Origin of the sequence: Flavobacterium sp. YO64 (genome assembly GCF_004119505.1) — a bacterium.
Classification (GTDB): Bacteria; Bacteroidota; Bacteroidia; order Flavobacteriales; family Flavobacteriaceae; genus Flavobacterium; species Flavobacterium oncorhynchi.
In genome coordinates, this window is sequence record NZ_NRQV01000016.1 from 40,083 (window position 1) to 60,856 (window position 20,774).

Here is a 20,774-nt window from a genome sequence, read left to right on the forward strand (position 1 = left end):
AGAACAACTCCCAATGAAACCTATATTATCTCAGCAAGACCTGCTCAGTTCAACTTCTTTTTGTGTTATTGTACCCACTTACAATAATCAAAAAACATTGAAAAAAGTGCTGGATTCTATTTTAGATTTCACCTCAAATGTCATTATTGTTAATGATGGTTCGACTGACCAAACAAACGAAATTCTAAAACAATATCATCACCTAACTCAAATTCATCATCCTAAAAATCTAGGAAAAGGCAGAGCGCTGCGTAATGGTTTTAGAAAAGCAATCGAACAAAATTTTGAATATGCAATTACGATTGATTCAGACGGACAGCATTTTGCTTCTGATATTCCTGCTTTTATTGATGCAATTCAAAAAGAACCCAATTCACTTTTAATTGGAAGCCGAAACATGACTCAGGAAAATGTTCCTAAGAAAAGTAGTTTTGGAAATAAATTTTCGAATTTCTGGTTTAAGTTTGAAACCGGAATTGTACTTGAAGATACACAATCAGGTTTTAGATTGTATCCTTTAAAATTAATTCCGAAACAATTTTACACCAATAAATTTGAGTTTGAAATTGAAGTAATTGTTCGTTCCGCTTGGAAAGGAATTGTAGTTAAAAATATTCCAATTCAAGTTTTATATGATCCTGCAGAACGTGTTTCGCATTTTCGCCCCTTTAGAGATTTTACCCGAATCAGTATTTTAAATACCGTTTTGGTAATCAACGCCCTTTTATACATTAAACCGAGAGATTTTTTTAGAAGAGCAAAAAAAAAAGGCTTTAAAAAATTCTTTCTTGAGGATATTTTAGAAAGCAATGATTCTAATTTCATAAAATCAGCCTCAATTGCTTTAGGAGTTTTTATTGGTATCTCACCTTTTTGGGGTTTTCAAACCGTACTGCTTTTTACTTTTGCAGCCTTATTCAGGCTCAACAAAGTCATTGCTTATCTAGCTTCAAATGTAAGTTTCCCGCCTTTCATTCCGTTTGTCATATATGGCTCCTTAAAAATGGGAAGTTTTTTTGTAGCAGGAGATGACACTTTAGTTTTAGATAGTTCTGTCACGTTTGATGATATTCAAAAAAATGCTACACAATATATCGCAGGAAGTCTTATTTTAGCATCCGTTTCGGCACTATTATCTGGCTTTATAAGTTATTTGCTTTTAAGTGCTTTTAGTTCTAAGAACAAAACGAATATTAAGTAAGGTTTGCCACAGATTACACGGATTAAAATGATTTTTACATCCAATTTGTCAGGCTGAGCGAAGTCGAAGCCCACGTCCAATTGGAACGCCCTTCGACTTCGCTCAGGGTGACAAACTAAAGCTAATCTTTTAATCTGTGGCTAAAAAAAATTACGCTATCTCTGCTATATTAATTAATGGAAATTCGTGAAATTCGCGGCAAACCGACACAGATTAGAATCCTTATTAATCCTTTTAATCTGTGGCTAAAAAAAATTACACTATCTCTGCTATATTAATTCGTGGAAATTTGTGAAATTCGTGGCAAACTGACACAGATACTAAAATCATTTTAATCCGTGAAATTTGTGGCAAAAAAACAATAAACAATAATTATGCATCAATACTTCTACGCCATTCATTTATTTGTAAACCGACGAAAATCTTTATCGGTTCTTTTGGCCGTTTTAATGCTATTAGTATTTGGCTTTTTTGCTTCACAAATTAAGTTTGAAGAAGACATCAGCAAACTTATCCCTGCAAACGACAAAGCCGATGCAACTGCAAAAGTTTTAAAACAACTAAATTTTGCTGATAAAACAACCGTTATTTTTAAACTCGAAAAAAACGGTTCGCAAGATGATTTGAAAGAAATGGCTGCTGTTTTTTCAGACAGCGTTTCTAAATCCTGCAAACCATACATTACTGGAATTCAAGGAAAAATAGACGAAGAAAATATTCAAGAAACCATTGATTTTGTTTACAATAATCTACCTCTTTTTCTAGATGACAACGATTATACTGCTATTCAAAACAAACTGCAAAAAGACAGCATTGCGGCAACTGTACAAGGAAATTACAAATCGATTATTTCTCCATCCGGATTTATTACCAAAGATTTTATTCTTCAGGATCCACTTGGAATTTCTTTTATCGCGTTAAAAAAATTACAGCAATTAAATATTGGCGATGATTTTACACTCGATAATGGTTTTGTAATGACAAAGGATAAAAAGAATTTACTGCTTTTTATAACCTCGGATATTTCATCAAGTGAAACTGAAAAAAACTCCATTTTTGCCGAAAAACTTAAATCAATTCAAGAAAATTTAAATCAGCAGTTTAAAGGAAAAACTTCTGTGAGTTATTTTGGTTCCGCTCTAATTGCGGCTGCCAATGCGAAACAAATTAAAAGCGATATTGTTTTAACAACATCAATTGCGATGTTTACCTTAATGTTGATTCTGATATTGTTTTATAGAAAAATATTAATTCCGCTTATTATTTTTCTTCCAACCGTTTTTGGAGCTTTATTTGCCGTTGCCTTTTTATACTTTGTGAAAGAACAAATTTCAGCTATTTCACTCGGAATTGGATCAATCTTGTTAGGAATTACGATCGATTATTCGCTTCACATTCTTACGCATTACAAACACAACAGCGATATTAAAACATTATACAAAGACATTACGATGCCTGTAATTATGAGCAGTTCAACAACTGCCGTTGCATTTTTATGTCTGCTTTTTGTAAAATCTGATGCCTTAAATGATCTTGGAATTTTTGCTGCTGTTATCGTTATGGCAACTGGAGTTTTCTCTCTTTTGATTATTCCGCATTTGTATAATCCAAAACAAGACAATTTCGAACATAAAAAAAATGCGATTGATAAACTCGCGCATTTCTCCTTTCATAATAATAAAATCCTGATTGGACTGTGTGTTATAATAACAATCGTTTGTTGTTTTACTTATAATAATGTTGGTTTCAATAACGATTTATCACAGTTAAATTTTGTTCCAAAAGACATTAAAGCTGCCGAAAAACAATTGGAAGAAAGCACAAGTTTAACTTCAAAAACCATTTATGTTGCCTCGTACGGAAAAAGTATGGAGCAAGTATTACAAAACAACAACAAGCTTTTTGGAGATTTATCGAATGAAAAAGAACAAGATAAAATAATAAATTTTAGTTCAATTGGCGGCATTGTACTTTCGCAGCAAGCGCAAAAAGAGAAAATTGAAAAATGGAATTCATTTTGGAATGCTGAGAAAAAAGAAAATTTAAAATCACAATTGATTTCCGAAGGCTCAAAACTTGGCTTTAAACCAACAACGTATTCGATCTTTTTTGATCATTTAGATTTTGATTTTAAACCAATTTCTATTTCAGATTATTTAAAAGTTCAAGCACTTCAGTTAAAAGAATTTGTAACCGAAAAAAATGGTTTTTGTACGATTTCAACTTTAGTAAAAGTTACCCCAAAACAACGTGATCTTTTTGTAAAATCAACTTCTGCCAAAGACAATATCATTGCGATTGATCGTCAGCAAATGAATGAAACCTTTTTCAGTACTTTAAAAACTGATTTTAATTCGCTTGTAAATTATTCTTTTGTTGCCGTAATTTTTATTTTATTTTTCTTCTTCCGAAGAATCGAATTAGTAATTATCAGCTGTATTCCAATTGCTTTAACGGGAATTGTTACGGCTGGAATTATGGGAATATTCGGCATTCAAATGAATATTTTCAGCATGATTGTCTGCACCTTGATTTTTGGTCATGGTGTTGATTTTAGTATTTTCATGACAAGTGCTTTACAAAAAGAATATTCGTCAGGAAAAAATGAAATTGCCATTTACAGAACTTCAATTATTCTGGCGGTAATTACAACCATTTTAGGAATTGGCGCGATGATTTTTGCAAAACATCCAGCATTGCGATCTATTTCTTCCGTTTCTTTAATTGGAGTTTTTGCAGCTTTAATTATTACATTTATTTTTTATCCTATACTGTTCAAATTATTTTTGTCGAATAGACCAAAAAACGGAAATCCTCCTTTTCAATTGCGCACTTTTATTCATGGTGTAATTTCGTTTTTCTATTATGGTATGGGCGGCATTTTAATGTCGATTTTCAGCTTTATAATAATGCCAATTTTACCGCTGAGCAAAAAAACAAAAATGAAAGGTTTTAGATATGTGATTTCAAAATTTATGAAATCCGTATTGTATTCAAACCCATTTATTCACAAAAAAGTCATCAATAATTTTAATGAAACTTTTGATAAGCCAGCTGTTATAATCGCAAATCATTCTTCGTTTATAGATATTCTGGCAATGGGAATGCTGAGTCCAAAAATTATTTTTCTAGTAAGCGACTGGGTTTACAACTCTCCTATATTTGGCGGAACAGTTAGAAAAGCAGGTTTTTATCCTGTTTCTGAAGGTCTTGAGGGCGGCGTGGAACATCTGAGAAAAAAAGTAGAAGAAGGTTACTCTTTGATGGTATTTCCAGAAGGAACACGTTCTGAAAACAATGTCGTAAAAAGATTTCATAAAGGCGCTTTCTTTCTTGCTCAAGAATTTAATTTAGCTATTATTCCCGTTGTAATTCATGGCGCCTCAGAAGCGATTCCAAAAGGCGATTTTGTAATTCATCGCAGTACGCTTACCGTTTCAATTTTAGAGCGAATTACTCCCGAAAATAATTCTTTTGGAAATAATTATGTCGAACGTACCAAACAAATCAGTTCTTTCTTTAAAGCTGAATATCGTAAAATTCGCCAACAGCTCGAAGGTCCTGCTTATTTCAAATCAATGCTCATTAACAGCTATGATTATAAAGAACTTGAGATTGGCAAAAGTGTAAAAAAAGATCTAAATCAGAATTTAGAAACCTATTACAACTTAAATAAATACATTGATTCTAAAGCTAAAGTATTACATCTTGCAAATGATTATGGGCAGCTCGATGTTTTATTGACTTTGCAAGAACCACAGCGAAAGGTATTTTCATTTATAAATGATGAAGAAAAATTGGCTGTTGCAAAAACGAATTATTTCCTTAAAAAGAGAAAAATATTTTATTCTGATCCATTAGAATCAGCATTTGAAAATCAACATGAAATTCTTTTAATTTCTGATGAAAGTTATGTTGCAGCTTTTGAAAAAATCATTTTAAGCACAGCAATAATTTTAATTAACTGTCCATATTTAAAAACTAAATTGATTGCAGCTGGTTTTGAAATTACTGCTGAAGAGAATGCTATAATTGTGTTAAAGAAAAAATAGGATGAAAGAGCATTACGATGTAGTAATTGTTGGCAGTGGTCTAGGCGGATTGGTTTCGTCTATAATTTTGGCTAAAGAAGGCTACAGCGTTTGTGTGCTCGAAAAGAACAATCAATACGGCGGAAATCTGCAGACTTTTGTTCGTGATAAAACTATTTTTGATACAGGAATTCATTATATCGGAGGCTTAGATAAAGGCGAAAATCTCTATAAATATTTTAATTATATCGGTATTATGAAGCATCTAAATTTGAAAAAATTAGATGATAACTGTTACGATATGATTTCTTTTGAAGATGATCCAAACGAATACCCGCATGCGCAGGGATATGATAATTTCACCAAACAGCTGACTGCCTTTTTTCCTGAAGAAAAAGCCAATATTGATAAATACTGCGAAAAACTAAAGTCGATCTGCGACGCTTTTCCGCTTTACAATTTAAATTGGGAAGGAAAATATGAAAACGAAATTCTTGCGCTTAATGCCAAAGAAACGATTGACGAATGCACACAAAATGAAAAATTAAAAGCGGTTCTTGCAGGCTCTAATTTTTTATATGCTGGAATTCCAGACAAATCGCCATTTTATGTACATGCTCTTTCGATAAACTCATACATTCAAAGTTCATGGCGATGCATTAACGGCGGAAGCCAGATTACAAAACAACTCTTAAAACAGCTTAAAAAATACGGCGGCGAATTTTACAAATACAAAGAAGTTACTCGATTTCATGTCGAAAACAACAAAGTTGAATTTGTAGAATTAAAAGACGGAACAAAAGTTTTTGGCTCAAGGTTTATTTCAAATATTGAACCTAAGACAACTTTGAAAATGGCTGGTGAAGAAAACTTTAGAAAAGCGTTTGTTAATAGAGTTCAAAGTCTTGAAGGTGTCATTTCGGCTTTTAGTTTGTATTTGGTTTTTAAACCCCAAACTTTTAAATATATCAATCATAATTTCTATCATTTCAAAAAAAGCAGCGAAGTATGGACTGCGCATGATTATGATGATGATTCTTGGCCAAAAGGTTTTATGGCTTCGATGAATGCCTCAAAAAAAGATGAAATCTGGGCTGACGGAATGACGTTTATTACCTACATGAAATATGAAGATATGGCTCCTTGGAGCGGTACTTTTAATACAACTGCCGAAAAAAGCGATCGAGGGGAAAGTTATGAAGAATTTAAAGCGAGAAAAACGGCTAAATTTTTAGATGAAATTGAACTAAAATTTCCAGGAATTAAAGATTGTATCAAATCGATTCATTCCTCTACGCCGCTTTCCTATCGTGATTATATTGGCGGCTACAACGGAAATATGTACGGATATGTTAAAGATTCTAATAATCCGATGAAAACATTAATCCCTGCAAAAACCAAATTGGATAATTTGTATCTTACGGGTCAAAGCATAAACATGCACGGAGTGTTGGGTGTAACAATTGGCGCCGTTTCAACCTGCTCTGAAATTATTGGTAAAGAATATTTGGTTACCAAAATCAACAAAGAATCTGAATAAAGAATCATGAAAAACCGAATCTCATTTTTTTTATTTATCGGTTTTCTACTATTGCTTGTTTCTTGCGGAACATCAAAATCAATGCACCATCAACCCGAAATTTCGGGATATAATTCGGAAAAACCAGTTGTCAAAAAAATTTCTGACTCTGTTTTTATCTCAGGAAAAAATTCTCTTTTAAAGAACAAACAAGGTCTTTGGGAATTATATACCGAAGGCGATCCGCTGGAAATTGGTTTAAATACCGGCGCCTTGACAGATTCGCTTTTAAAAAAACAACAACAGATTTTTTTCTCTAAAATAACCGATTTAATTCCATCAAATTTTGAGCAGAAAATGCTTCGTCATTTTTTAAAATGGTACAATCGAAAATTATATTTGAATGTTCCTGAAGAATATCAAACGGAAATCTTTGGCGTTTCAGAATATACTTCGCATGAGTTCGATAATATTGCATCCAAATATCAACGCGGCTTGTATTTACATGCTGCACACGATATTGGTCACGCCCTTCAAGATTTAGCTTTAGTCGGCTGCTCTTCTTTTGCTGCTTGGAATGACAAATCCGAAGACGGAAGTTTAATTCTTGGACGAAATTTTGATTTTTATGTAAATGACGCTTTCGCGGAAAATAAAATTATAGCATTCATAAATCCGAAAGAAGGTCATAAATTTATGATGATTACTTGGCCGGGAATGATTGGTGCGGTTTCTGGAATGAACCAAGAAGGTTTAACGATTACAATTAATGCATCAAAATCAAAAATTCCGTTAATTGCCAAAACACCAATTTCGATTCTTACTCGAGAAATTTTACAACATGCAGCAACTATAGACGAAGCCATTGCGATTGCCAAAAAAAGAAAAGTATTTGTTTCTGAATCTATAATGGTAGGAAGTGCAAATGATAACAAAGCAGTTTTAATCGAAGTTTCTCCCAAAAAAATGGATGTTTACGACGTTTCAAACAGCAGTGAATTAATTTGTTCGAATCATTTTCAAGGCGATGCCTTTAAAAATGACAAAAGAAATCAAGCTCAAATCGCCAACAGCCATTCTGAATATCGATTTGAAAGAATGCAGGAACTTTTATCTGAAAACCCAAAAATAAATCCTGAAATTGCCTCTGAAATTCTTCGAAATAAAAACGGTTTAAAAAATATTCCACTTGGTTATGGTTCAGAAAAAGCACTAAATCAGCTTATGGCACATCACGGAATTATTTTTAAACCCAAAGAAAAATTAGTCTGGGTCTCTGCAAATCCGTATCAATTAGGCGAATTTGTCTGCTACAATTTAGATGCTGTTTTTAATAATCGAAAAACAGATACTTTGGTTTCGTTTCAACTAGAAAATTTAAACATTCCCAAAGATCCTTTTCTTAAAACTACAGCTTACGAGAATTATAAAAAATTTAGAATTGAAGATCATAAAATAGATGCTCTGCTTGAAAAAAAAGAAAATATTTCGGCTGCATTTATTCAAAATTACCAATCCTTAAACCCTGATTATTGGGTTGTATATTATAAGCCAGGATTGTACTTTTACCAAATAAAAGATTTTCAACAGGCAAAGCTTAATTTTGAAAAAGCTTTAACGAAAGAAATCACCACTGCACCTGAAAAAGAAAAAATTGAAAAATATTTAAAAAAGATCAAAAGAAAACTACAATGATTCCAGCAATAGAAAAAGATTCTTTAGAAGAAATTAAAATTTTTCAAGAAAAAAAACTTACCGAACTTTTAGAATATATCAGTCAAAATTCACCTTTTTACAAAAGACTTTTTGCTGGACAGAATATCGATATTTCGAAAATTAAAACACTCGAAGATTTACAATTTTTGCCTGTTACTACAAAAGAAGATTTACAACAGTACAATGATGATTTTGTATGTGTGCCGCAAAACAAAATTATCGACTACGCCTCTACTTCTGGTACTTTAGGCGATCCTGTAACTTTTGGTTTAACTGATTCTGATTTAGACCGATTGGCTTATAATGAAGCTATTTCTTTTGCCTGCGCAGGAATTGCCGAAGGCGATGTTGTACAGTTGATGACTACAATCGATAGAAAATTTATGGCTGGTTTGGCTTATTTTCTGGGACTTAGAAAACTAAAAGTAGGCGTTATTCGTGTTGGTGCCGGAATTCCAGAAATGCAATGGGATTCGATTTTAAAATACAATCCGAGTTATTTAATTACGGTTCCTTCGTTTTTATTGAAGTTAATTGAATATGCCGAAATTCACGGAATCGATTATAATAATTCTAGTGTAAAAGGCGCCATTTGTATTGGAGAATCGCTGAGAGATCAGGATTTTTCGATGAATACTTTGTCTAAAAAAATTACGGATAAATGGAATATTAAGTTATTTTCGACTTATGCTTCTACTGAAATGAGTACGGCTTTTACAGAATGTGAACACGGTAAAGGCGGTCATCATCATCCAGAATTAATAATTGTTGAAGTTTTGGACGAAAACAATCTGCCAGTAAAAAATGGCGAAACAGGCGAACTCACTTTTACTACTTTAGGTATTGAAGCGATGCCTTTACTGCGTTTTAAAACGGGCGATGTTGTACAGCTTCATAATGAACCTTGCGCCTGCGGGCGACGCACTTTGCGTGTTGGTCCTGTTTTAGGACGAAAAAAACAAATGATTAAATACAAAGGCACAACGCTTTATCCGCCGGCAATGAACGACGTTCTAAGTTGTTTTGATAATATCGAAAATCATATTATTGAAATTTCGACAAACGATTTAGGCACCGATGAAATCGTAATAAAAATTGCTGTAAAAAATCAAACTCCAGAATTTTTGCAGGAAATAAAAGATCATTTTAGAGCTAAATTAAGAGTAACTCCAAAAATAGAATTCGCCTCAAAAGAAACTTTAAACCCTTTGGTTTTTAACCCAATGAGCCGCAAACCAATTCGGTTTTTTGATTACAGAACTTCGTTCTAAGTTGCTAAGACACTGAGATTCTAAGGTTCTAAGTTTTTCTTTTTTAATATTAAATAAGGATAAAAAACTCAGAACCTTAGCATCTTAGAAACTTAGAATCTTTTTAATTGAACTAAATATTGTAATTTTGCAAAAAATTATGAAGATGGTCAAGATTGGCAACATAGAATTACCCGAATTTCCTTTACTGCTTGCTCCGATGGAAGATGTGAGTGATCCGCCGTTTCGCAGATTATGCAAAACGCACGGCGCTGACATGATGTATTCGGAATTTATTTCGTCAGAAGGATTGATTCGTGATGCTATCAAAAGTAGAATGAAGTTGGATATTTTTGATTACGAACGTCCTGTAGGAATTCAGATTTTTGGTGGTGATGAGGAAGCAATGGCGCTTTCGTCTAAAATTGTTTCTACGGTAAAACCTGATTTAGTCGATATTAATTTTGGATGTCCTGTAAAAAAAGTAGTTTGTAAAGGTGCTGGAGCCGGCGTTTTGAAAGATGTTGATTTGATGGTTCGTTTGACAAAAGCGGTTATTAGAAGCACTGATTTGCCTGTAACGGTAAAAACGCGTTTGGGCTGGGATGAAAACTCGATTAATATTGATGAAGTTGCTGAAAGGCTTCAAGATATAGGTGTTCAAGCTTTAACGATTCACGCTAGAACTCGTGCTCAAATGTACAAAGGCCACTCTGACTGGTCGCATATTGCTCGTGTAAAAAACAACCCAAGAATTACAATGCCTATTTTTGGAAACGGTGATATCGATAATCCTGAAAAGGCTTTAAAATATAAAAACGAATACGGAATTGACGGCATTATGATTGGCCGAGCTGCAATTGGTTATCCGTGGATTTTTAATGAAATTAAGCATTATTTTAAAACGGGCGAGCATTTACCTGCTCCAACAGTTATTGATCGTGTTGAAGCGGCGAGAAATCATTTACAATGGTCTATGGATTGGAAAGGCGAGCGTTTAGGAATTGTAGAAATGCGTCGTCATTATACCAACTATTTCAAGGGAATTCATTCTTTTAAAGAATTCAAACAAAAATTGGTTACAACAGATGCTCCTGAAGATTTATTCGCAATTATGAAAGAAATCGAGCAGGTTTACGCAGGATATGAATTTGTTTAAATATAATCTTTGTCAAAGTTTTCAACTCTAATAAAGATCTGATATACAAAAAAGACCTTCAATATTGAAGGTCTTTTTTTTGAGTGTATAATCATTTTTTACTTTACAGCTTCTAAAATATTAAGTGCGATTTCTGTCTGTCCTTTTTCGCTGGTAATGTAATCGCGATCTTTTTCATTCGATAAAAATCCAATTTGCAATGTCATTACAGGACAGCTAGCATTTTTTAGTATATAAAAAGGTGCTTCAGAAACTCTTCTTTTTGTGAGATTTCCGGCTTCAGTCATTTTATCAATTACAATAACTGCACTTTCTTTTGATTTTTCATGAAACTTCTCATTTGATGGAACATAAGCATCTACTCCGTTTACACTCATATTCATACTTTTACTAACATGCAGAGAAACAACTAAATCTGGTTTTAAATTATTGATTATAGTAACTCTCTCGCTCAATTCTATCTCACGATCACTATCTCGAAGTAAAATAATTTCAATGTTACTATCTTTATTTAATGCTTTAATTTTTTTTGCGATTGTTTCCGTAATCAATTTCTCTTGAAATCCATACATGTCGGCACCAAGATCTTTTCCTCCATGACCGGCATCAATTACAATTGTTTTTTTCTCCTCTAATGGTTTAAACGAAAAAATCACTACTAATCCTAAAATTCCTAAAAGCGCTGAAAATTTAATTCGATTTTTCATAATATAGTTTTTGGTTACTAAATTTTAACGTATTTTTTTAAGAAAAAGTATACAAATAAATTTTACACCTGAACTCTTTTCCACTTTCCTCTTTTATAGAAAAAGATTCCAGCCAATGTTATTGCGGTCTCTGCAACTGGAATTGCAATGAAAACTCCTGTTGGTCCCATGTTAAAATGTTTGGCAAGTATGTATGCTAATGGTATTTGAAACAACCAAAATCCGAAGAAATTAATTCCTGTTGGTGTCCACGTATCTCCTGCTCCATTAAAGGTATTTATTAAAACCATTCCAATTCCGTAAAAGACAAAACCAATACACATGATCTGCAAAGCTTCGACTGCAACCGTTTTTACTATTTCGTCATTGGTGAAAAATGAAATTATATACTGTCCAAAAACTAATGTTATAATTGTAATAGAAGCCATAAAAACCAAATTGTATTTTGCAGTTGTAAAAACTGATTTTTCGGCGCGTTCAATTTGTTTGGCTCCTAAATTTTGTCCTACCAAAGTTGCTGCAGCATTACTCAATCCCCAAGCAGGCAGAATAAAAAACATCATAATTCGCAATGCGGTTTGATAACCTGCAGAACCATGATCGCCTCCTGTTGTAGCGACTAGCTGTGCCAAGAAAATCCAACTGCATGAAGCAATTACAAATTGTAAAACTCCTGGAGCAGCAATTTTCACTAAAGCTTTTATCTGCTTGAAATCTGGAATTAAATAGGAGATTTTAATTTTTAAAACTCCATTTCCATAAAACAAATGATAAATTTGATACAAAACCCCAATACTTCTTCCTAAAGTTGTGGCAATCGCCGCACCAACTAATCCGAAAGCAGGAATTGATCCGAAACCATTAATTAAAATTGGACATAAAATAATATTACAAATATTAGCAATCCAAAGGCTTTTCATTGCGATTGCCGCATTACCAGCACCACGAAAAATCCCGTTTATCAAGAATAAAAATGTAATGCATAAACTTGAGCCAATCATTATTTGAGTGTATCTAAACCCATGTTCAGCAGCTTCAACAGAAGCTCCCATGAATAAAAGAATATCTTTGGCATAGATGATTCCAAAAATGCTCATAAAAACACTTAGTACAAATGCAATAATTATAGCCTGCATTCCGGCTTTTGCAGCAGCAACAGGATCTTTTTCTCCAATACGTCTTGCCACAACTGCGGTCGCTGCCATACTTAATCCGATGTCTAGAGAATATATAATTGTTAATACAGACTCTGTTAATCCAACCGTTTGAATTGCAAAACTGCTGTGTTCTAAGTGACCAACAAAATACAAATCGACTAAAGCAAAAACCGATTCCATCATCATTTCTAAAACCATTGGTATGGCTAATAGAATTACGGCTTTCTTAATACTTCCAGATGTATAATCAAAAGATTCGTCGCCTTGTAAGGCTTGTTTTAGGGTGGTGAAAATTTTAGAAAATAAACTTTTCTTTATAACTGTTTCTGTCATGATATTTAGGATAAATGATAAAATTTGCTCAGATGTTAATAATCTGAACTAAGAAAGTAAAACGTAAGTATCCTAATTATTCTAAAAAATAAAATTAGGATTAGGCAGAAACAATCATATGCTGTAGATTTTTAAAGCAATAAATGTAAGTAATATTTTTTAGAGAAATATATTAATCCAACAACTTTTTGCTTACACGGCTGCTGGCAATTAATGAAGCTACAAAACCAAGAGAAACAATTGTACCTAAAACAATAAGTACATTTTCTACTGTAAATACTACTGGATAGGCCAAAGTTGCGGTAAGCATAATGAGCTCATATTTTTGCTGCAGCACTACTAGAATAATACCTAAAGCAAGACCCAATAATCCTCCAAAAATACTTAACAGCGTTCCCTGAAGTAAAAATATTTTTCGAAGACTGTTGATTTCTGTTCCAAGATTAAAAAGGGTTTTTAGATTTCCTTTTTTCTCTAAAATCATCATAATTAAAGCGCCCACTAAATTAAAAAGTGCTACAACAATTACGAGAGTAAAAATCAAATAAACTACAATGTTCTCAGTATTGAGCATTCTGTATAAAGACTCGTTAAGCTGTGCTCTGTTTTTTAAAGTGACTTTGTTATCAAAAATATTTTTTAGTTGATTTGTAATGGCACTTTCGTCTGCATTTGGTTTCAGTTTAAATTCGATACCTGAAATCTGATTGGGTTTATACATCAATAATTCCTGAGTAAGACCTAAATCTGCAAATACATATTTTGAATCTAAATCTTCACTGATTGAGTAAACTCCAACAGGCAATACATCTGTTTTTGTAAAGGCTTCATTTGGATTTTCGATTGCTCCTTTTCCTGGTTTTGGTGCAAATATCTGCAGCGGATTTTCAAAATCAAGAATTCCCATTGAGAAATCCTGTGCCATTCTATATCCAATTACTACCTGATAAGAGTCTCTTCTAAGCCACTGCCCATTAAATAATTTTTTCTTAATATCGTTTACTACAGGATAAACACTGTCTACACCTTTTAAATAGGTAACGTGCTGTTTATCTTTGAATAAGAACAAAACACGTTCTTCGATAATTTTGGTATAAGAAGCAACTCCTTCAATTTTTTTGAGCTGATTTTCTTGTTCTTTAGAAATAAAAAATGATTTTCCTAAAGTACTTGTCATTTTCAAATCGGGATCTATTTCGTTTGTAAACGAAAGACTAAAAACTTTTAATCCGCTAAAAACGGACAACACCACAAACAAAGCCATTGTGCCAACAACAATTCCCATGCTGGCAATACGATTGATAATATTGATAGCGTTATTTTTACTTCGGCTGAAAATATATCGTTTGGCTATGTAAAGGGGGAAATTCAATTTATGATTTTCTTCTTTTTTCTAGTAGATCACGGTTTTCAATTGGATTCTCTCTGTTTGCTAAAGCATTGTCTATTTTCTCGATATAGTCTAAAGAGTCATCAATAAAGAAAACTAGATTTGGCACACGGCGTAATTGCAAACGAACGCGCTGTGATAAATCATGTTTGATTAAGGTAGTATTTGATTTTATTCCTTCTAAAGTTTCTTTGGCTTTTTCTTGTGGAAAAATACTTAAATATACTGTCGCCACAGATAAATCTGAAGTAACACTAACTTTGGATACTGAAATTACTAAGTTGCTAATTCCATTTTTTCTCACTTCACCTTGCAAAATATCAACCAGATCTTTCTGGATTACACTGCCTATTTTTTTCTGTCTATTTGTTTCCATAGTGCAAAAATACTATTTTTAATTTCAATCGATGCAATTTCGAATTAACTTAAGAATGAATTTACAAATCTATTTCTCAAAAAACGATCACTTCTAGTATTCATTTTCAGAATATCCTCAAATTTTAACTATTATAGGTAATCATTTGTTTTGATTTAAAAGCTGATAAATGTCACAAACATTATCGGAATTATTTTACATATTTGATATAAATTTAACACTTATCTATTATGAAAAAAAGAGAACCAATTAGTCACATTATGACTAAAAGCGTAGTGACTGTAAATCAAAATGACGATTTAAGAATAGTAGTAGAAAAACTAAAATCGAATTCGATTAGACATATTCCAGTTGTTAATGGCAAAGTGGTAGTTGGTATTATAAGCCGGACAGATGTTAATCGATTGACTTTTGGTGCTTTGTTTGACGGACAAGAAGGTGTTGATGAAGCGATCTTAGATATGCTCAGCATTTCGCAGGTTATGACTTCAAAACCAAGAACTCTACCTTCTGATACTATTATTAAAGATCTAGCGGAGGTTTTTGCAAAAGAAGATTTTCATGCTCTGCCTGTTGTAGACAATGGAGAACTGAAAGGAATTGTAACAACAACTGATGTTATTAAATATTTTTTAGAACAATATGATTAAAGTGAATGGAAACCACAAAAAAGAGCTTCTTATTCAAAATCCTTCAATTATGATCTCGATCCAGGATTCTCCTTTACTTTAAAATCTAAATAATTCAAACAATAAAAAAGTCGTTTTCATCAGCATGCTGACGAAAACGACTTTTTTAAACTTAATCCTTTAGGAAATTTTATATTCTAAAATTTTTAATTGCTGTATTATCTATTTTGCAGCCATCCTTCTGGATTGTTGTTTGATGTATTTTGAAGAATCAGGAATTTAATAATTGTTTTACCAGTGTCTCCACTAGTTCTAACTTTTCCAATAACTTGTTTCACTTTTACTTTATCACCTTGTTCAACAGATACAGAGCTTAGATTTTGATATACGGTAAAGAAATCTCCATGCTGAATAAAAACAGCTCTGTTTACAGGAGATAAGGCAATCACTTTCGATACCACTCCTTCAAACACCGCGCGTGCGCTTGCTCCTTGTTCAGTAGTAATCTCTACTCCTGAATTATGAACAGTCAATGACGGATACAATGGATGCGGTTGGTCTCCGTAACCAAGAGATATGAATCCTTTCTCTACCGGCCAAGGCAATTTTCCTCTGTTTGCTTTAAAATCGGCTGCTAAAATTTTACCCTCGGGTGTTAATGCAATTCTATCCGATGAATAACTTTTAGGTGCTGCTGCCTCTGCTTTCTCTGCTTCGCTGGCTTTACCTTCTGCAATTCTTCTACGTCTCTCTTCTTCGGCTCTTTGGTTCGCTAATCTAATTTGTTCACGAATAAGTTCTTTAATTTTAGCGTCGATTCTTCTCGATTCTTGCTGTTTTGCTCTTGTATCAGCAATAATTTTATTCTTATCTTTTTTAATTGAGTTAACTAATTTTTGCTGTTCTTTTTTCTCAACTTCTAAACTTTGTTTTTCCTTTTCGTTCTCAGCAATAATTTTTTTCTTAACCTGTCTCTGCCCGTCCAACTTTGCATTAAAATCAACTAATTGTGCCGTTTTAGACTCGATTTCTAAACCTTGATTTTTTCTAAAATTCGTATATTGTTTTAAATATTGAGCTCTTTTATAAGCTTGCAAAAAACTTTCTGAAGACAAAATAAACATTGCTCTACTTTGCTCAGAACGGCTTTTGTACGATTTTAAAATCATCTTAGCATAATCTGCTTTTAAAACTTCCAGCTCCTTTTTTAATTTATTAACCTTAACTTGATTAATATACATATCATTACTCAACAGTTTTTCCTGCTTTGCGGTAGTATTGATTAATTTCTCTTTTAATTTGATTTTATTCGCCTGAATTAAAAACACATTTACAGCCGATTTTTCTTTTTTCTTTACTGATTGCAGCATTTTTTCATTATCTCTAATTTCTTGCTGAATCTGCGCTTTACGCTGTTCAAGTTTTTCTTGCTGTGAATCTTGCGCCCACATAAAAGTTGTGGCGCAAATAAAAATTAGGCTGAGGAGAAATTTTGGCATGTTTCTTTTTTCTTTTTGCAAATTTACTTAATTAAAACTTTTTTATAACCGCTTGGTACACTATACGGAAAAGAAAGTTCCTCGTTAAACGAAATATTGTTATAATTTAAATTAATGTTTGTTGTTCCTTTTGGCTGCACAGCATTAATTGTAAGTGTTGTTGGAATTGTTCCTTGTGCAAAAGTTTTACTGTCAGAATAATTAATTTCTAATTTTCTGTTTTCAGATGCTTGTGTGATTTCTTCTTTCTGCAGCAAATATTTTTCAGGATCTAAATAGAATGCCTTTTTTATATTTTCATCCTTTTCATCTTCTAAACGAAAAAGATTTTCTACAATTGTCTGCGTATACTCTCCTTTTCTTAAATCATCAAAAGCTTCTCCAATTAATAAATTCTGCACTTTATTATAATCTAATTCAGTTCCAAGCCATTTGCTCAAACTGCTAAAATCACCTTCATAATAAGTACTGTTTATTTTTTCGTAATAGCTTACTGCGGTTGGCGTAATCAAGGCTTTTGCCATTGTAATTCCTAAAAATCGAACACTTACTAAAATCTGTTTGTCTTTTTCAATTTTTATTTCAGCAGTTACGTTTTGACTTTGTTTATCATCTACATACTTCGCAGCAGCTTTTATATAGAGAGTCGAAAAATCTAGTTTGTTTTCGTAATGCTTCTCTATTGCCTTTTTATCTTTTTTTGTAATCGTTTCGACTACAGTGTTGTTTTGTACCGCTGCCTGTTTTGATTTACATGAAATCATAAAAACAGACATCAATACTAATACAATATATTTTTTCATTTTATTCTCCTTATTATTTTTGTTTTAATAACTCATTTGCTTTCAAAAAGTATTCCTCTTTTTTCTTAGCATCTCCCAATCCATTGTAAGCCTCACCAAGTTGAATATTAAAATTTGCTTCGAGCTTTTTATCATCAACAACATAATCAAGTCCCATTTCTAAAACGGTTTTTGCGTTTTTAAATTGTTTCAGCTGATTATTTCCTAATCCTGCATAATAATAAAATTGAGGCTGACTCGGATAAACTTCTATCATGCTCATGGCTCTTTTTGTCATTGGTGCAAATTGTTTTGCCTGCGTATAAGCATCAAGCAAAAGCAGGTTAGTCTCACGATCTGTCTCTGAATTTGTTTTTAGATCTTTCTCGTAATATTTAATTGCATTTTCAAATTGTCCTTTTCCATGATAAAATTTGCCAATTTCTTTTGCAACATCAATCTCTTTATCGTTATCAAAATATGCAATTGCCTTTTCTAAATCAGGTGCATACTGAGGATTTTTAGTCACAAAAATCAAAAACTCATTTAACGTGCGATGTTTCATTTTTGAGTCAATTTTTGAACTTGACAAAACTATATTCATCGCCTTAATCGCTTTTTCTGCTTGATTGGCGTCTAGATATACTTTGAATAAACTTACCTGTGCCCATTCTGAATCTGGAATTTCTTTTGATAATTGTTTTGCTATATCTAATGCCTTGTCGGTTTCCTCAGCTTTTGAATATAAAAAAATCAAATTAACGTAATTGGATTCTTCTTTTGGGTTTTTCTTAATCTGATCTATTAAATTGGTAATAGCAGCATCCTGATATTTTCCCTGCGATAAAATCTGAATTTTATATCTTTCACGATCTTCAGATTTCCCAAACTTATCGTTCATTTCATTAATAGCAGTCAAAGCTTTATCAAATTGGTTTGTGATCATATACAACGATATTAAATCGTCTTTATACTCTTCATCAAAAACCATAATTTTCTGAATCGTTTCGATTGCCAGCGGATAATTTTTGGTTTCATAACTTACATCGTAAATTCCTAACCAATACCATTTGTTTTTAGGATTTAATTGTGTGGCTTTTTCAAATGCTTCCTGCGCATTTTTATAATCTTTAAGCGCCAGATAATTTTTCCCTAATTCAAAATAGGCAACAGCATCATTAGGTTTTAATTTGATACATTTATCTAATGATGCTATTGCTTTATCATAATTTTCGATTCCTTTTTGTTTTAAAGATTCATAAAACGCATCTTGATAATCATCTGTTGCCATAGCAATATCTTCTGGTTCAGTTTGAGCCAAAACCGTATTTGAATTGCCAAGCAAAACGAAAAATAAAATTATTAAAACGCCTTTTTTCATTCTTTTTATATTTTCATTTTTAAACCAAAAAGAACCTATTGAAACTTATTTTTATTCTAAAACAGAATAATCTCCAATGCTGATGCTGGTAAATTTACCATCGTAACTTACATGATTTCCAATCATTGCATTGTCTAAATTTGCATTTTTTATTTGAGAATAAGTCTGCACTAAGCTGTTCTTAATTGCACTATCCGTTATGTGACATCCTTTACCAATTGAAACGTTTGGACCAACTGTTGCATTTTTAAGCACTACATTTTCACCAATATAACAAGGTGGAATGATGGTTGAGTTTTCTAGTTTTACATCATAGTCAACTAAATGTTCACCATCGTTATGTAAAAATCCCAGCATTCTGGTATTTGTTTCAACAGTTACATCTTTATTTCCGCAATCCATCCATTCATCAACGCTTCCTGTTTTAAAAACTTTTCCGTTAGCCATCATAGCTTTAATACCATCGTTGATTTGATATTCTCCACCGTTTTGAATGTTATTATCTAAAACGCCTTGAAGTTCATTTTTCAAATCACTAACTTCTTTGAAATAGTAAATTCCAATAACCGCTAAGTCGCTTACAAACTCTTTTGGTTTTTCAACCAATTCTATGATTTCGTTATTTGTGTTTAATTTTACTACACCAAAAGCTTCCGGCTGTTCTACTTGTTTTACCCAAATTACAGCATCTGCCTCAGGATCTAATTCAAAATCGGCTCTGATCAAAGTATCCGCGTAAGCGATAACTGCAGAGCCTGAAAGAGATTCTTTTGCACACATAATAGCGTGACCTGTTCCTAAAGGCAAATCTTGTCGATAAATAGATGCTTTTGCTCCTAATCCTTTTGCTAAATCTTCTAAACTTGCTACAAGATCATCTCCAAAAAAAGCAGGATCTCCTAGTATAAAAGCGACTTCTTCAATAGGTTCTTTTAAAATTTTGGCAATATCCTCGACTAAACGATGTACAATTGATTTTCCTGCAACTGGAATTAATGGTTTTGGAACAGTTAAAGTATGTGGCCTAAGTCTAGATCCGCGGCCAGCCATTGGAACGATTATTTTCATTTTTGTTTTTATTTGTTTCGGGAAGATTTAAATCTTCATTTATTTGGTTTAATTTTTTTTGGAAGATTCTTTACTAAAATTTTTCATTTTACTTTAAAAGTGCTGGAAACTAATATGCTTCTAAATTATATAATGAAAAACTATTTTACTCCTGTACTGCCAAAACCGCCTTCACCTCTTGAAGTTTCAGAAAGTTCTTCGACTTCGATCCATTCAGCTCTTTCGTGTTTCGCAATAATTAATTGTGCAATTCGTTCTCCATTTTCGATTACAAATTCTTCATTTGATAAATTTACTAAAATTACCCCTATTTCTCCTCTATAATCAGCATCAACTGTTCCGGGAGAATTTAAAACGGTAACTCCTTTTTTAGCCGCTAGTCCGCTTCTTGGTCTTACCTGCGCTTCATAACCAATTGGCAATTCGATAAAAAGTCCTGTTTTTACAATCGTTCTTTCTAAAGGTTTTAATGTAATTGACTCTGTTAAATTAGCTCGTAAATCCATTCCTGCAGAAGCAATAGTTTCATAGTTAGGTAAATCGTGCTGTGATTTATTGATAATTTGTATTTTCATT

Annotated in this window: 16 protein-coding genes; 7 read left to right on the plus strand and 9 right to left on the minus strand. The window is 32.6% G+C overall.

Translation table 11 applies throughout. From position 1 onward, the window contains the following. Positions 1–13: 13 nt before the first annotated feature. The 6 genes from BOW57_RS13000 to dusB all read left to right on the plus strand — a co-directional run bounded on the left by BOW57_RS13000 (position 14) and on the right by dusB (position 10,876). Positions 14–1,201 (plus strand): DUF2062 domain-containing protein, encoded by a 1,188-nt coding sequence (locus BOW57_RS13000; protein ID WP_129054820.1) that lies wholly within the window; start codon positions 14–16, stop codon positions 1,199–1,201. Between the two features lie 374 nt (positions 1,202–1,575). After that, on the plus strand, positions 1,576–5,253 hold the full coding sequence (locus tag BOW57_RS13005; protein ID WP_129054822.1) for a 1-acyl-sn-glycerol-3-phosphate acyltransferase: 3,678 nt from the start codon (positions 1,576–1,578) through the stop codon (positions 5,251–5,253). Position 5,254: 1 nt separating this feature from the next. Beyond that, a complete protein-coding gene (locus BOW57_RS13010) occupies positions 5,255–6,772 on the plus strand; it encodes an NAD(P)/FAD-dependent oxidoreductase (protein WP_129054824.1) in 1,518 nt (505 codons plus the stop codon). A 6-nt stretch (positions 6,773–6,778) separates the two neighbouring features. Continuing rightward, positions 6,779–8,446, plus strand: a complete 1,668-nt coding sequence (locus BOW57_RS13015; protein WP_129054826.1) for a C45 family peptidase — start codon at positions 6,779–6,781, stop codon at positions 8,444–8,446. Then, positions 8,443–9,738, plus strand: coding sequence for a phenylacetate--CoA ligase family protein (locus BOW57_RS13020; RefSeq protein ID WP_129054829.1), 1,296 nt, complete (start codon positions 8,443–8,445; stop codon positions 9,736–9,738). Before BOW57_RS13015 ends, BOW57_RS13020 begins: the two co-directional genes overlap by 4 nt. Before the next feature lie 145 nt (positions 9,739–9,883). Next, entirely contained in the window at positions 9,884–10,876 is a 993-nt protein-coding gene (gene dusB / locus BOW57_RS13025; protein ID WP_089058965.1) for a tRNA dihydrouridine synthase DusB, read from the plus strand. Positions 10,877–10,974: 98 nt separating this feature from the next. On the opposite strand, the gene BOW57_RS13030 is transcribed toward dusB, so the two are convergent. The 4 genes from BOW57_RS13030 to rbfA form a co-directional block, all read right to left on the minus strand. Next, a complete protein-coding gene (locus BOW57_RS13030; protein ID WP_129054831.1) occupies positions 10,975–11,583 on the minus strand; it encodes an N-acetylmuramoyl-L-alanine amidase in 609 nt (202 codons plus the stop codon). A 62-nt stretch (positions 11,584–11,645) separates the two neighbouring features. Beyond that, positions 11,646–13,073 (minus strand): MATE family efflux transporter, encoded by a 1,428-nt coding sequence (locus tag BOW57_RS13035; RefSeq protein WP_089053567.1) that lies wholly within the window; start codon positions 13,071–13,073, stop codon positions 11,646–11,648. A 172-nt stretch (positions 13,074–13,245) separates the two neighbouring features. After that, positions 13,246–14,445: an ABC transporter permease gene (locus tag BOW57_RS13040; protein WP_129054833.1), complete on the minus strand. Its 1,200-nt coding sequence runs from the start codon at positions 14,443–14,445 to the stop codon at positions 13,246–13,248. A 1-nt stretch (position 14,446) separates the two neighbouring features. After that, on the minus strand, positions 14,447–14,839 hold the full coding sequence (gene rbfA, locus BOW57_RS13045) for a 30S ribosome-binding factor RbfA (protein ID WP_089053565.1): 393 nt from the start codon (positions 14,837–14,839) through the stop codon (positions 14,447–14,449). 230 nt (positions 14,840–15,069) lie between these two features. On the opposite strand from rbfA, the gene BOW57_RS13050 reads away from it, so the two are divergent. Beyond that, positions 15,070–15,489 carry a CBS domain-containing protein gene (locus BOW57_RS13050; RefSeq protein ID WP_129054835.1) on the plus strand — a complete coding sequence of 140 codons (420 nt, stop codon included), beginning with the start codon at positions 15,070–15,072 and terminating at the stop codon, positions 15,487–15,489. 197 nt (positions 15,490–15,686) lie between these two features. Here BOW57_RS13050 and BOW57_RS13055 read toward each other — a convergent pair whose 3' ends face one another. The 5 genes from BOW57_RS13055 to dut form a co-directional block, all read right to left on the minus strand. Then, positions 15,687–16,967: a murein hydrolase activator EnvC gene (locus BOW57_RS13055; protein ID WP_089053563.1), complete on the minus strand. Its 1,281-nt coding sequence runs from the start codon at positions 16,965–16,967 to the stop codon at positions 15,687–15,689. 23 nt (positions 16,968–16,990) lie between these two features. After that, positions 16,991–17,770 carry a DUF4292 domain-containing protein gene (locus BOW57_RS13060; protein ID WP_129054836.1) on the minus strand — a complete coding sequence of 260 codons (780 nt, stop codon included), beginning with the start codon at positions 17,768–17,770 and terminating at the stop codon, positions 16,991–16,993. Between the two features lie 13 nt (positions 17,771–17,783). Continuing rightward, positions 17,784–19,130 carry a lipopolysaccharide assembly protein LapB gene (locus tag BOW57_RS13065; protein ID WP_129054838.1) on the minus strand — a complete coding sequence of 449 codons (1,347 nt, stop codon included), beginning with the start codon at positions 19,128–19,130 and terminating at the stop codon, positions 17,784–17,786. 51 nt (positions 19,131–19,181) lie between these two features. After that, positions 19,182–20,198, minus strand: a complete 1,017-nt coding sequence (locus BOW57_RS13070) for a sugar phosphate nucleotidyltransferase (protein ID WP_129054840.1) — start codon at positions 20,196–20,198, stop codon at positions 19,182–19,184. A 140-nt stretch (positions 20,199–20,338) separates the two neighbouring features. Beyond that, entirely contained in the window at positions 20,339–20,773 is a 435-nt protein-coding gene (gene dut / locus BOW57_RS13075) for a dUTP diphosphatase (protein ID WP_074660083.1), read from the minus strand. Between the last annotated feature and the right edge of the window lies 1 nt (position 20,774).